Origin of the sequence: Methylocystis sp. (assembly GCF_051061225.1) — a bacterium.
Taxonomy (GTDB): domain Bacteria; phylum Pseudomonadota; class Alphaproteobacteria; order Rhizobiales; family Beijerinckiaceae; genus Methylocystis.
This window is the reverse complement of record NZ_JBPFEB010000057.1, coordinates 1-13444: the sequence shown is the minus strand read 5'-3', so window position 1 is coordinate 13444 and position 13444 is coordinate 1. Positions and strand designations below refer to the sequence as shown.

General features: G+C 58.3%; 11 protein-coding genes. 3 read left to right on the top strand and 8 right to left on the bottom strand.

Annotated elements, in window-relative coordinates:
- Window positions 1-28 precede the first annotated feature (28 nt).
- From kdpC to ACR652_RS10655, 5 genes are all read right to left on the bottom strand, one after another.
- Entirely contained in the window at window positions 29-628 is a 600-nt protein-coding gene (kdpC, locus tag ACR652_RS10675; protein ID WP_434506487.1) for a potassium-transporting ATPase subunit KdpC, read from the bottom strand.
- 10 nt (window positions 629-638) lie between these two features.
- Complete coding sequence (gene kdpB / locus ACR652_RS10670; RefSeq protein WP_434506486.1) at window positions 639-2735, bottom strand: potassium-transporting ATPase subunit KdpB; 2097 nt, start codon at window positions 2733-2735, stop codon at window positions 639-641.
- A gap of 14 nt (window positions 2736-2749) precedes the next feature.
- The gene (gene kdpA, locus ACR652_RS10665; RefSeq protein WP_434506485.1) at window positions 2750-4459 is read right to left on the bottom strand and encodes a potassium-transporting ATPase subunit KdpA; all 1710 of its coding nucleotides are present in this window, start codon (window positions 4457-4459) and stop codon (window positions 2750-2752) included.
- A gap of 33 nt (window positions 4460-4492) precedes the next feature.
- Window positions 4493-4579, bottom strand: coding sequence for a K(+)-transporting ATPase subunit F (kdpF, locus tag ACR652_RS10660; protein WP_434506540.1), 87 nt, complete (start codon window positions 4577-4579; stop codon window positions 4493-4495).
- A gap of 240 nt (window positions 4580-4819) precedes the next feature.
- Window positions 4820-4945 carry a hypothetical protein gene (locus tag ACR652_RS10655; RefSeq protein WP_434506484.1) on the bottom strand — a complete coding sequence of 42 codons (126 nt, stop codon included), beginning with the start codon at window positions 4943-4945 and terminating at the stop codon, window positions 4820-4822.
- A gap of 477 nt (window positions 4946-5422) precedes the next feature.
- Between ACR652_RS10655 and ACR652_RS10650 the strand changes: the two genes are divergently transcribed.
- Both ACR652_RS10650 and ACR652_RS10645 read left to right on the top strand, forming a co-directional pair.
- Window positions 5423-8119: a DUF4118 domain-containing protein gene (locus ACR652_RS10650; RefSeq protein WP_434506483.1), complete on the top strand. Its 2697-nt coding sequence runs from the start codon at window positions 5423-5425 to the stop codon at window positions 8117-8119.
- Window positions 8116-8808, top strand: coding sequence for a response regulator (locus ACR652_RS10645; RefSeq protein WP_434506482.1), 693 nt, complete (start codon window positions 8116-8118; stop codon window positions 8806-8808). Before ACR652_RS10650 ends, ACR652_RS10645 begins: the two co-directional genes overlap by 4 nt.
- Window positions 8809-9880: 1072 nt before the next feature.
- Here ACR652_RS10645 and ACR652_RS10640 read toward each other — a convergent pair.
- Window positions 9881-10282 carry a hypothetical protein gene (locus ACR652_RS10640; protein WP_434506481.1) on the bottom strand — a complete coding sequence of 134 codons (402 nt, stop codon included), beginning with the start codon at window positions 10280-10282 and terminating at the stop codon, window positions 9881-9883.
- The gene (locus ACR652_RS10635; RefSeq protein ID WP_434506480.1) at window positions 10279-10545 is read right to left on the bottom strand and encodes a transporter associated domain-containing protein; all 267 of its coding nucleotides are present in this window, start codon (window positions 10543-10545) and stop codon (window positions 10279-10281) included. Before ACR652_RS10635 ends, ACR652_RS10640 begins: the two co-directional genes overlap by 4 nt.
- 664 nt (window positions 10546-11209) lie before the next feature.
- On the opposite strand from ACR652_RS10635, the gene dapA reads away from it, so the two are divergent.
- Window positions 11210-12187 carry a 4-hydroxy-tetrahydrodipicolinate synthase gene (gene dapA, locus ACR652_RS10630; protein ID WP_434506539.1) on the top strand — a complete coding sequence of 326 codons (978 nt, stop codon included), beginning with the start codon at window positions 11210-11212 and terminating at the stop codon, window positions 12185-12187.
- A gap of 1108 nt (window positions 12188-13295) precedes the next feature.
- On the opposite strand, the gene ACR652_RS10625 is transcribed toward dapA, so the two are convergent.
- A partial coding sequence (locus ACR652_RS10625; RefSeq protein ID WP_434506538.1) for an integrase core domain-containing protein occupies window positions 13296-13444 on the bottom strand: 149 nt, incomplete at its 5' end.

Here is a 13444-nt window from a genome sequence, read left to right as displayed (position 1 = left end):
CGATAAGCGCGGGCCTTAGCGGAGTTGCTTAGCGAAAGCCGTCCAAAGCGAGGTTTAACTGCAACACGTTGACGCGAGGCTCGCCGATGACGCCGGCGACACGCGCTTCAGTATTCTCCTCGACAAGGAACCGCACATTCTGTTCGGGAAGATTGCGCGCCTTTGCGACAGAAGGAACCTGAGCCAATGCATATTGCGGCGAAATATGCGGATCGAGGCCAGAAGCCGACGTCGTCACCGCGTCCGCGGCGACCACGTCGATGCGCCCTGCCGCAAACTCTGATTCGATCGACGCATTCACCCGATCAACCAGCTTCTTTGACGTGGGTCCAAGATTGGAGCCCATGGAGTTCGAGGCGTTATAGGGCGCGTCGACGCTCTTGGAGGGATCCGCTGGATCGGGACCAGTCGTGGCCGAAGGACGCCCGTGGAAGTAGCGGTCAGACGCGAAATTCTGCCCAATGAGGTTGGAGCCGATGATTTTGCCGTCACGCTCGATCAGACTGCCATTGGCCTTCCCAGACATGACAAGCTGGGCAATCCCGGTAATGGCGAGCGGGTAAGCAAGGCCTGTCAGGGCGCTAAACAAGGCAATCATGACGATCGCGGGTCGAAGTTGCGAAAGCATTGGTGGATCCTCACGCGAGATGCAGGAACGAGACGGCGATGTCGATTAGCTTGATCCCGATAAAGGGCGCGATAATGCCGCCGAGACCGTAGATGAGAAGGTTGCGGCGCAAGAGGTTTGCGGCGCCGACCGGACGATAGGCGACGCCTTTCAGCGCGAGCGGAATCAGGGCGATGATGATGAGCGCGTTGAAGATCACCGCCGACAAGATCGCTGATTCCGGCGAAGCCAACTTCATGATGTTGATGGCTTCAAGTTGCGGGTATGTGACGACGAACAATGCCGGAATGATCGCGAAATATTTCGCGACGTCGTTGGCGATGGAGAAGGTCGTCAACGAGCCCCTGGTCATCAGCAGCTGCTTGCCAATTTGCACGATCTCGATGAGCTTTGTCGGATCGCTGTCGAGATCGACCATGTTGCCGGCTTCGCGCGCCGCCTGCGTGCCAGTCTGCATGGCGACGCCAACGTCCGCCTGCGCCAAAGCCGGGGCGTCATTGGTGCCGTCGCCGCACATGGCGATCAAGCGGCCACCCTGCTGCTCCTTGCGGATATAGGCGAGCTTATCCTCAGGCTTCGCCTGGGCGATGAAATCATCGACGCCAGCTTCGCCCGCAATCGCCGCCGCAGTGATCGGGTTATCGCCCGTCACCATGACTGTCTTGATGCCCATCGCGCGCAAGGCGGCGAAACGCGCCTTGATGTCCGGCTTGATGATGTCCTTCAGATGCACTACGCCGAGCAATCGTCCGTTTTCCGAGACGGCGAGCGGGGTGCCGCCGGCGCGGGAGATGCGGTCTACCGCACGCGTGAAATCTTCCGGCACTGGAATGTGGTCCAGAACGGCGCTCGCCGCGCCCGCCAAGGCGGGATTGCCAACGGCCTGCTTCAGGATCGCGTCGACGGCGCCCTTGCGCAGCGAACGGCCCGGCAGATCGACCCCGGAAATGCGCGTATGCGCCGAAAATGGCACGCTCCGCGCGTCTGCGGCGAGATTTGGCGCCGGCAAGGCATAGCGGGTCTTCGCCAGAGCGACGATGGATCGACCCTCCGGGGTCTCGTCTGCGAGAGACGCAAGCATGACAGCTTCAGCGAAAGAGTAGTCGGAAACGCCGCCGACCGGGATGAATTCGTCCGCCATGCGATTGCCGAAGGTGATTGTTCCGGTCTTGTCGAGCAGTAACGTGTCGACGTCTCCCGCTGCTTCGACCGCGCGGCCCGAGGTGGCGATCACATTGAACCGAATGAGACGGTCCATGCCGGCGATGCCAATCGCCGACAGCAAGCCGCCAATGGTCGTCGGAATCAGGCAGACGAGCAGGGCGATGAGCACGCTCAAGGAAAGCGCCGTCCCGGAATAGCCGGCGAGCGGCCACAGCGTCACACAAACGATCAGGAAGATGATCGTCAGGCCGGACAGCAGGATCGACAAGGCCAACTCATTGGGCGTCTTCTGTCGCTGCGCGCCCTCGACAAGAGCGATCATACGATCAATGAAGGTCGACCCTGGCGCGGCGGTGATCCTGACCCTGATCCAGTCCGAAAGGACGGTCGTGCCGCCGGTGACGGCCGAGCGGTCGCCGCCGGCCTCGCGGATCACAGGAGCGGATTCGCCGGTAATGGCGGATTCGTTAACGGATGCGACGCCTTCGATGACCTCGCCGTCGCCGGGAATGAGATCACCGGGCTCGACGAGCACGACGTCGCCGATCCTTAAATCCAGAGCGGAGACGCCTTGGACGACGTCCCTCATGCCGCTTTTGCCCTCAGGGTCGATCAGGCGCTTGGCCTTTGTGTCCGTGCGGGTCTTGCGAAGTGCGTCCGCCTGCGCTTTGCCACGGCCTTCGGCGACGGCTTCAGCGAAATTGGCGAACAGGACGGTGAACCACAGCCAGGCCGCGATCTGTCCGGTGAACAGAGCGGCTCCATTCCGCGCGACGAGGTCGCGCAGGAAAATCAGGGTTACGACAGCTGAGACCACTTCAGTGACGAAGATTACCGGATTGCGGGCCAGCTGGCGGGGATCGAGCTTTCGGAACGCGTCGACTGAGGCGCGTTTGATGATGGCCCGATCGAAAAGGCCGGGAGCGGCGACTTTCGAAGACATGACAGCTAACTCCGTTAGAAGACCTTGCCTGCATCGACCAGGAAGTGCTCGACAATCGGGCCGAGCGCGAGGGCCGGGAAGTATTGCAGCAGGTAGAGGATGACGATGACGCCGATAAGGAGGCCGATGAACAGAGGACCATCTGTCGGGAAGGTGCCCGAGGAAGCAGCGACTTTCTTCTTCGCCGCGAAGGATCCCGCCATCGCCAGTAGGGGCACGACGAAGGCGAAGCGGCCAAGCAACATGGCGATGCCCAGCGTCGTATTGTACCAAAGCGTATTGCCGGTCAGGCCCGCGAAGGGGGAGCCGTTATTGTCGTTGGCCGACGCAAAAGCGTAGAGGATTTCCGACAAGCCGTGCGGGCCCGCATTATTCAGGCTGTTGAGGCCCGTCTGCAGCATCACCGACGCGGCCGAGAAACCGAGCACGGTGAGCGGATAGATAAGCACCGCCAACATGGCGAGCTTGATTTCGCGGGTCTCGATCTTCTTGCCGAGATATTCCGGCGTCCGGCCGACCATAAGGCCCGCGACGAACACGGCAATGACGGCGAGCACGAGGAAGCCGTAGAGTCCCGCGCCGACGCCGCCCGGCGCAATGCTGCCCATCAGCATGTTAAACATGGGGATGAGGCCGCCGAACGGCATGAAGGAATCATGCATCGAATTGACCGCGCCGCAGCTGGTTCCGGTCGTCGAAGCGGCGAACAGGGCGCTGGTGGCGACGCCGAAGCGAACCTCCTTGCCTTCCATATTGCCCGGCGACGGATCAACGCCGATGGCGGTCAGCAACGGATTGCCGGCGCTTTCGGCCCAGTAGGTGACAAACACGCCCGCGACGAGCACAAGGCCCATGGTGATGGCGATGGCGCGCCCCTGCCGAAAATCGAGAACCGCGCGCCCAAGAGCAAAGGCCGTCGCAAACGGGATGACCAACAGCGCCCAGATTTCGAGAATGTTGGACCAAGCGTTCGGGCTTTCGAACGGATGCGCGGAATTGGCGTTAAAGAAGCCGCCGCCATTGGTGCCGAGCTCCTTGATCGCCTCCTGGCTCGCCATCGGACCGATGGAAATAACCTGTTTAGCGCCTTCGAGCGTCGTGGCTTCCACCGATCCGGCGAGCGTCTGGGGAACGCCAAGCGCGACGAGTACGAGTGCGACAACGACGGAAAGAGGCAGCAGCACATAAAGCGTCGAGCGCGTCACATCGACCCAGAAGTTGCCGACCGTGGACGACTCGGCTCGCGAAAAGCCCCTCACCAGGACAAAGGCCATGGCGAGGCCGGTGGCGGCGGAAAGGAAATTGTGCACCGTCAACCCGAGCATCTGGGTGAGATGGCTCATGGTCGATTCGCCACTATAGTTCTGCCAGTTTGTATTCGTGACAAAGCTGACCGAAGTGTTGAAGGCGAGATCGGATGGCACGCCGCTGAAACCCTGCGGATTCAGAGGCAGATACTCTTGCAGGCGCTGCAAAGCATAAAGCGACGCAAAGCCAATGATGCTGAAAGCAAGCATGGCCATGGTATAAACGAGCCAGCTTTGCTCTCTTGCGGGGTCGACGCCAGACAGCTTGTAGAAAACGCGTTCTACAGGCGCAAGGATGGGCGACAAGAACGTGCGTTCGCCCGCAAGCACACGCGTGATGTAAGCGCTAAGCGGAATCGCCGCCGCTATCACGGCGGCGAGCACGAGGGCGATTTGCGCCCAACCGACGAAAGTCATGGGTTCGATCTCGGGCAGGCCCGAGCCTTCTGATTAAAACTTTTCTGGATGAAGCAGGCTGTAGACAAGGTAGCCGCCCAGCAGCAAGGCGACGCACAAGCCGATGATGGGTTCGTACATGGCGACGCTCCTTTTACAGACGCCCACAGGCGCGGGCGTAGAAGCCCATTATGATCAGGATGACAACGCCGAGAGCGAGGTAGATAAGATCAAGCATGTTTGGCTCCGCTTGAGAAACCGGAGCAATATGCGCTCACGAGCCGTAAGGGGGCCATATGAAAAGCGGGGATTTCGCATAAAGGAAATATAAAGACAGTCCCTGTCCGTTAAGCCGCGAAGCGCTGAGAAAAGAGCAAAACATCAAGAATCTCTTGTTTGGTGCTCGTTGTGCTTGTTGCGCGCTTGCCTCGCCCGCATTTCGTCGCGAATATTCAGGCGGGCGATGAGCCCGGCGGTGGCTAAGCCCAAGATGTATATGGCGGTCATCTCTCCCTCCCTTATCCGATCCGGGCAGCCCTCAACAGAACGCCAAGGAAAATCCCCACCTTAAAGGCCGGTAGCGCAATATAGTGAGGCTCTAACATGCGTGCTTCCCCTTCGATGGAACCGACAGAAATATGGGGGCAGACGCAGTAAAGAAGCTATTCGAATGTTCAGGCTTTGGCATAAGGACTGGATAAAGATGAGGGACGATTGTAACTCCAAGCAGCAGCGCAGGAATTAGGCGACGCATCTCCTCATCGGCATAAAATCGGCAGTCACTGCTGTCGGGAGGCGGCCACTTGGAGCGCCCAAAGGGCGAGAAGCTTTTTTATGGCGAAGCCTTGAAACCTGTCTGGGTTTCATTCAATTTTACGATTTGACATGGTCATGGTCGCGTCGTGCTTGTTGGTTCCTCCTCTTTAGATTTAGAGGAACCCCCTTCAGCAGGTTCGCGCCAAAGAAGCTTGGGGCGAGGGAAGAATGGCCGAACCAGAGACGGACTTCGATCGGCGCCCCGACCCCGAAGCGCTCCTCGCGCTCGCTGAACGGGAAAAGTCGGGAAGGCTGTGCGTTTTTCTCGGCGCGGCCCCCGGCGTCGGCAAAACCTACGCTATGCTGCGTCGCGCGCGATCTACTCGAGACGAAGGGATAGACGTCGTCATCGGACTTGCCGAGACCCACGGCCGCCGGGAGACGGAAGAGCTAATGGCTGGCCTGGAGGTGCTGCCAAGGCGAAAGGTTGAATACAAAGGCCGAGCTATCGAGGAATTCGACATCGACGCGGCGTTGGCCCGCAAGCCGCAACTGATCATCGTCGATGAATTGGCGCACACAAACGCGCCAGATAGCCGACATCCCAAGCGTTGGCAGGACGTCGACGAACTGCTCCGCGCCGGCGTCAATGTCTGGACCGCCCTCAATATTCAACATTTGGAAAGCCTCGCAGACGTTGTTTCAAAAATCACCGGCGTCTCCGTCCGCGAGACGGTTCCCGATCGCGTGCTGCAAGAAGCGACAGACGTGGTTCTTGTCGACATTACGCCCGACGAACTTCTTCAAAGGTTGAAGGAAGGAAAGGTTTATGTCCCGGAAACCGCACAGCGGGCTGTCCAAAACTTTTTCACCGCCCGCAACCTGACTGCTCTACGCGAACTGGCGCTGCGTCGAACAGCAGATCGCGTTGACGATCAAATGGTGGGCTTTCTGCGCCAGGGCGCCATCGAAGGGCCCTGGGCGACAACCGAGCGGCTGCTCGCCTGTGTTGGCCCTGACGCTTCCTCCCAGAAAGTCGTGAGGATTGCCGCGCGGCTGGCGACGGGACTCAACGCGCCATGGATCGCGCTCCATGTCGCGAGGCCGGGCGACGATGAACAGGATGCGGAGTCGGTCAAGCAAATTCATGACGCCTTGCACCTAGCCGAACGGCTAGGAGCCCAGATCGAGCGCGTCTCCGGAAGCGATCTCGCCGGAGAGGTGCTGAGATATGCCCGGCGGGAAAATATCACCCAGATCGTTGTTGGCCGTTCTCGAGCGAGCTTCTTTGGCCGACTTCTCCGTCGGTCTCTGACCGACGAGATTGTCATGCGTTCAGACGACGTTTCTGTCCAAGTTGTGATGGGTGACGGACGTCAGCCAGCCGCCGAGAAGCCGCACCGGTTTCAACCCGGGAGCACTCAATGGGCGGGCGCCGCAGCAGCGACGCTCTCAGTAGCGGTTACGGTTGCCGCAGGCTATATGCTCGATCGTTGGCTTAGCCTTCCCAATCTGTCGGTCATTTTTCTGGTTCCGGTCGTTCTGTGCGCCGCGTGGTTCGGGTTGGGGCCGGCTATCTTGGCGGCCATACTTGGATTTTTTGCCTGCGATTTCTTCTTCATTGATCCTCGATATCAATTCACGATTCGGGATCCTTCGGAATTTCTCGCGCTTGTCGTTTTTCTCGTTGTCGCCTTTGTCACGGGAATGCTGGCCAGCAGAGTCCGCGAATACTCGCAATTCATGCGCACGCGGGCGGAGTCAGCGCAAACTATGTTTGAGTTTTCCCGCAACCTATCGGGAGCGTCGAATCTAGAAGAGGTGCTCTGGGCGGCGGTTGCTCAGATACAAAAATCTCTGGACGCGCGCTGCGTCGTCCTCCTCGTTCCGAACGACGGCGACCTGAATCTCTCCGCCGCTTGGCCGCCGCTCGATGCATTGGATCCGGGCGAGACGAGCGCCGCCCGCTGGGTGCTTGAAAAATCAGAACCAGCGGGGTGGCGTACGGGCACTCTGCCAAACGTTCGTTTTCAATTTCGTCCGCTCTCCACCACCCGTGGGGTGTTGGCTGTCGCTGGCGTCGAATTCAGGCAGCCGGATGAGCCCTTATCGGCTCAGCAGGAGCGCACCCTGACCTCCCTGCTCGAACAGACAGCGATCGCCGTGGATCGCTCACTGCTCGTTGGAGAAGCCGTCAAAGCGGCCGCTTTGGAGGAAAACGAAAAATTGCGAATGACTCTCCTATCGTCGCTATCGCATGATTTGCGCACGCCGCTTACGTCGATCACAGGGGCGGTGACGAGCCTTCGACAACTCGGCGAGAAAATGAGTCAGGAAGACCGCCAGGATCTCCTCGCGTCCATCGAAGAAGAAGCCGGACGGCTATCGCGGTTCATTTCGAACCTCATCGAAATGTCACGGATCGAGGCGGGCGCGGTAGCGCCCCGTCGCGAGTTCGTCGAGGTCGGCGACGCTGTGAGAGCGGCCGTTGAGCGCAGCCGGAAGGTTTTTCCGGAGTTCAACGTATCTGTCAGCCTTTCGCAAGGTCTCCCGCTTATAAAGGGAGACGTCAATCTGTTGAGCAATGTGCTGTTCAATTTGCTGGATAACGCCAACAAATACGGAGGCGGTTCCGCAGCGGTCTACGCGCGTCGCGAGGGCGAAGATGTCGTCGTTTCCGTGACGGACGAAGGACAGGGCGTGAAGGCAAGCGACCTGGAGCGCATCTTCGAGAAATTTTACCGTGGCGGACGCGTGGATGGCCGCAAGGCTGGCACGGGTCTTGGTCTTTCGATTTGCCGGGGACTGGTGGAAGCGATGGGCGGGACAATCATCGCGCAAAGCCCCGCCATACGAAGGCGGGGAACGCGCCTTGTGTTACGCTTCCCCATCCCCGAACAACCACAGCAAGGTAAAGCGGCATGAGCAACATACGGATTCTCGTCGTCGATGACGAACCTCAGATTCATCGTGTGCTTCGGCCGGCTTTGAACGCTTGCGGCTACGACGTTCTGGAAGCCTTGACGGGCCGGCAAGCCCTTAAAATGATCGCTGCGTCCGCGCCTGACGCCATTATACTGGATCTCGGCCTTCCCGACATCGACGGCAAGGAGGTGCTCACTCAAGCCCGGACTTTCTCCAAAACGCCAATCCTCATCCTCTCAGCAAGGGACCGGGAGGCCGACAAGATTGCGGCGTTGGACGCGGGAGCAAATGATTACGTTGAAAAACCTTTTGGCATCGGCGAACTTTTAGCACGGCTACGAGCAGCCCTTCGCCAGGCGTCGCTTGTGGATAACGACCAGACCACGATTGAGACTGGAGGGCTTTGTGTTGATCTTTCGCAGCACATCGTCACGAAGAATGGCGAGGCCGTGAAGTTGACCCCAAAGGAATACGATGTCTTGACAACCCTCGCCCGACACGCGGGAAGACTTCTGACCCATAGACAGATCCTCACCGCCGTCTGGGGTCCTGCGCATCAGGAGGATACCCAGTACCTCCGCGTGTTCATCGGACAGCTTCGGGCGAAGATCGAGGATGATGCCTCAGCGCCTAAGATTATAGTAACCGAGCCCGGGGTCGGCTACCGCTTTGTCAAGTCGGCGAAATGAGTAGCTGCACCAGGGATTGGAGCCGCGCTGGTCGAGACCTTGATAAACTACTAGCTGCTCTTGGGAGGAGTTGAATGCAGAGACGCGGCAACCCCTCAAACATTTCGCGAATGGTGTCTTGGCCGTAGACTTCGATGCCTCGCATTCCGGCGCCCCCAGTAGGGCACGCAACAACGGCTCTGCAAAGGGATTACACAGGGTAGTAGCCATACTGGCTGTGCAGATAGGCGCCGCCTGCAAAGGTAAACGTTTCAACAACCAAAGCGGCAAGGAAGATCGCCACTACCTCCGGTAGCCTTGTTGATCGTTCTTGTCGGTCTTTGCCTTATGAAACCATCGCCACTGTTATATGGCGCCTAGTTTGCCAAAGAGCTCGCTGAACATTGGCTGAGCGAGCAGCGCTACCAAAATTGCTGGCGCATTGCTTTGCTCGCTCGTGCACTTATCTTTAGCGTTTTGTCCAGGGCCCTCAGGCGTCAATAGCTTCTAAAAACACGGCGCCCCTCGACCATGGTCGACGTGCCCAGCATTGCGCCGTCGGCTTCGAGATAGTAGGTTGTGCCGGCGATTTCCGTCACCGAACCCAAGGCTTCCCAGACGCGGTTGAGAACTCGATCGTAGCAACGCCACGGGATAAATGACTCACCTGATCTTCTTGCGACTTGGCAGAGTCCTGCGCCAGCGATTGGCCTGAGACGCCGCTCGCGAGAACGCCGATAAAGAGCACCCGTCTCATTTTATATTCCTCCAATGCAAAGTTCCCGATCTTTGCAATCGTCCATGGAGGCAACCTATTGCCGTCTTGCATAAAGGTTCCATTCGGAAGCTGTCCAGAAGCATAAGGCCCGCGTAAATTCGGTGCAGTCATTCAGAGCTCAGGGTGTCACGGAATCGAAACTGGAGGATATGCCTATCTCGGATAGCCGCCTGTTACTTGCAACTCCTGGAAGGACGTGCACTTTGCGAGTTTATGTAGCCGCAGCATTCGTGGAGTGTCAGTTTTGGGAAGTGATCGGCACTTGCTGAGGGCTTTGCGTCTCGTAGAATCCCTAGCAGGGCTCCTAGCAGTGTTTTAACGTCCGCGAATAACGGTCGCTTCAGTTATGGTTTTCCAGGCGCAGAACCAAGCACGAAATCGATAGTGATTGATCGTCTCGCTCCTCCCTAAACGGAAAAGCAGGTAGCGCGAAGACACGAGATAGACACAAGTTTCGATTTCCGTGCGTGCCATACGACGTTCGCTTTCCGGCGCCTGAGCAAATAAACTCTCAGCCCCTAGCGAATGGTCGATTTGGGGCGCTGCGTCCGCACAGAAAACCCACCATAGCCCCTCCAGCAAAGCTACCCGAACGGCGCGTCCGTCGCATGGAAGTTCCTTTACTCTCGCAACCGTTGTTTCCCGATTCAATTGGCATTGATCGAGAAAACGTTTTAACATAGGTATCAGGGCCTTGGCCTGCTGCATCGAGATCATGCTGGCGACTTTGTTTCAAGCGGAGTTACCTTCAAGACCGTAATCTGATTGCCTGATTTGCTAGCGACTTCGAGGCGATAGCCGTGAAAAATGAATGCTTGCCCTTGTTCCGGGAGGGCGGCCGCCTCGCAAATGACCAGGCCGGCAATAGTTTTCGCGGTTTCGTTGGGAGGAATGCACGTCAGAGCGTTATTGAGATCGCGTACAGCAACCGCGCCGTCGACAAAAACCGAGCCATCGGTTTGCGGATATATTCCATCCATGCGAGTCGTCCCCGGTTCCTCTCGAAGGATTAAGGCGATTAGCAGTCCACCTCGTCGGCTTCTGCAGCGGTTCTCTCGGCTGCATTGCGAGGCAGGAAACCACATACTCACTCACACCGAGCATGACTGTATCATTTGTAACGCGAGTCGATATGCTAGCAGTCAACCGGGATGGCTTCCTGCTTACATGCTTGCTACGAAAATTGAATAGATGGCCATAAGCGCGCCATTCAGATTTTTGTGCGGGCTCATAAAGAAGATAGAAAGTGATAGTTTCAACAGCCCATGCCATCGTTATAGTTGAAACCGCGCGCTGAGTTCCAGTTCAGTACAAGAGGAGAAGATTTCCTGGCTGCGTCGGCAGGATTATGGTGCAGCATCCTCATGTTGCTTTCTCGTGCCAGCGCTCGCGTCGTAGCGGAGTAGTTATCCACGCGTAGCCCATTCAGGGCCTACTGCGTGATTGAGGGATAGCCTCGGCGCTTTGGGCGTTCAACGGGGGGTCCGTCCGCCGTGTCTCGAATGAAGGTGCGCTCTCGTTGGCTTTATGTGATCCTTATGTCAGCGGGTATCTCTCGATATCGATTCTTTACGCCACTCTGAGGCACACTCTCGTTTCGAGCCCTTCTTGGGAATCTGCAATGCCCTCGGTTCATAAACGCGTATACGCACAAAACGATGGGAGCCTGACCGCTCCTCCGTTCTCTTCGTCGAGCGCAAATCGCCGGCAAGAGCACCAGATGCGTTCTGGTCCGAAGGACCGCCGCTGCTCCCTGGCTGGTTCACGGCACTGGCGACGCCGTTTGAAAATGGCGGGATTTCCCAGAAGGCCTTCCCGAACCTCGTCGCTTTGCAAATCGAACAGGGGACTCGAGGTTTCGTTGCTTGCAGCGCTATCGGAGAAGCGGAAATTCTCACGCCGCAAGAACGCGCCTTGCTAATCAGGATCGCCGTCGAAGCGGCGGGTCGCGTTCCACTCGTCGCCGCGACCGGGACCAACTGCACGCGCGAAACCATCGCTCTTACCCAGGCGGCGCAGGCGGCCGGTGCGGCGGCAGCGCTAATCGTGACGCCGTACAATAGCGATCCAAGCCAGGAGAGGCTCTACCGCCACTACTGGGAGATCACTCGCTCGGTCGATCTTCCGCTAATCATCGGAATCGACCCGCCGTCCTCAGGCGTGGACCTCTGCTCAGAAACCCTCGCAAGGCTGGCCGAAATCCCGAGCATCATCGCCGCCGAAGATACTGTTGGCGGCCATCCCGGACTTGCAGCCAAGTCATTCCTGAGACAGCGGGATTTCTTCCAGCTGTCGGGGAACGACGATAGCTGCGTTCTCTTTCGCATGGCAGGCGGGCATGGCTCGATCTCGGTGGTCGCCAATGCGGTTCCAAAGCCCTGGGCAGAGATGCACCGAGCCTGCGACGTGGGCGATTGGGGTCGTGCTGCCGCCATAGAGAGGCGGCTCTTGCCGTTACTGAAGGCGCTGAGACTGGAGCCGAACCCCGCCCCAATCAAATATGCGCTGTCTTCTTTGCGCCCTTGGTTTAGACCTAACATGAGGTTGCCGCTCACGCCGGTCAGCTACGACACCGCCACCGCGATTGTCGAAGCGCTCAAAGGCTTGGACCTGATCTATTAGCCGCGCAACCCCCCGGCAGAGATGACCGCGGCGGTAAAGCGCGGCTCTGACCAAGCTTGCGAAGCTCCCTGCCGTCACCTTTCGCAAACACAGCGTGAGCTTATGCAATCTCCTTACCACGCGGCGCCTCTCTCAAGCGACAATGCTGCGAGGTCTCCTCAAGCGACATCCGACTGCCGGATGAGGCCCCACGCCTTGTCCAAAAACGCCTACCTACTCGCATCTGGGCCCTCATTGAAGATGCGCGCGAGCGTAACAGCATCGTCAGAGCCAATCCGAAATCTCTTCTCATTCCGCAGGACGATCTCGACTGCTTCCAGTCCATCCACATTGTAGAGCCACCCCCGGGGCGTAAAATGAATACCCCAACCCCACCACCATTTATTTTCTACCGGTAAAGCGCCGGCGATATCCTCGCGGCGAACATGTTTTCGGAATAGTCCCGGCCCGAAAAACCATGTCAACTCATCAGGCGACACCTCGACAGTCAATGAGGAAAAAGCCCAGCTTGCCAATGCGAGAACGGCAGCCACTGAAAACGCTATGTGGACTCCGCCGGCTATTAAACCCAAAACAAAAATCCCCGCGGCTGAGCCAATGAGCGCGCGCCGCAATGTGTGACCGGATTGCACATGCCGATAGAGAGGCCTCATCTGAGGCGGATCCTTCAAAACTCTAGCAACTCTGCGCTCGATCATAACTCAGGCGATCTGAAATGGGAGACAGAAATGCGACCTTTTGGCTTCATGGCAAGCGCAATGCATCTGGCCTCGCCGGCGGTAATGGCGAATAGACCTTCTGACCTATTCGTCGTTCGTCAGCCTAGATATTTGGCCCCTGCCGTTTAGGCAAGGCTGAACGAGACCGGGGCTCGTCCGCGCTATGACTCGCACTCAGCTGTTCAAGGAGCGATCGAACGGCGTCAAGTTCCCTGCCAAACCCGCTCCAATCCCCCGCCTTCAGCTGAGTAGTCGCGCGGTCAAAGTGGCTGAGGGCCTCGCGCGCTCGAGAATCGGGAGAGAGCTTGGGACCAGGTCCCGTTGGCGCAACCGGAGTAGGGAAGGCTGGATTAGTTCCCTCGAAAAGGGCGGCTAGTTGTCACTTCTGATCAGGTTGTTCCGAGGAGAGCCTGAGTGGGCGGTCGTCGGTTTAGGGCCGAATGAGGCCTGCGGTCATTATACCACGAGAGCCATCGGTCGAGATCGGCGGCGCGCGCATCGGATGATTTGAAAGGAATGGCGTAGGCCCATTCACGCA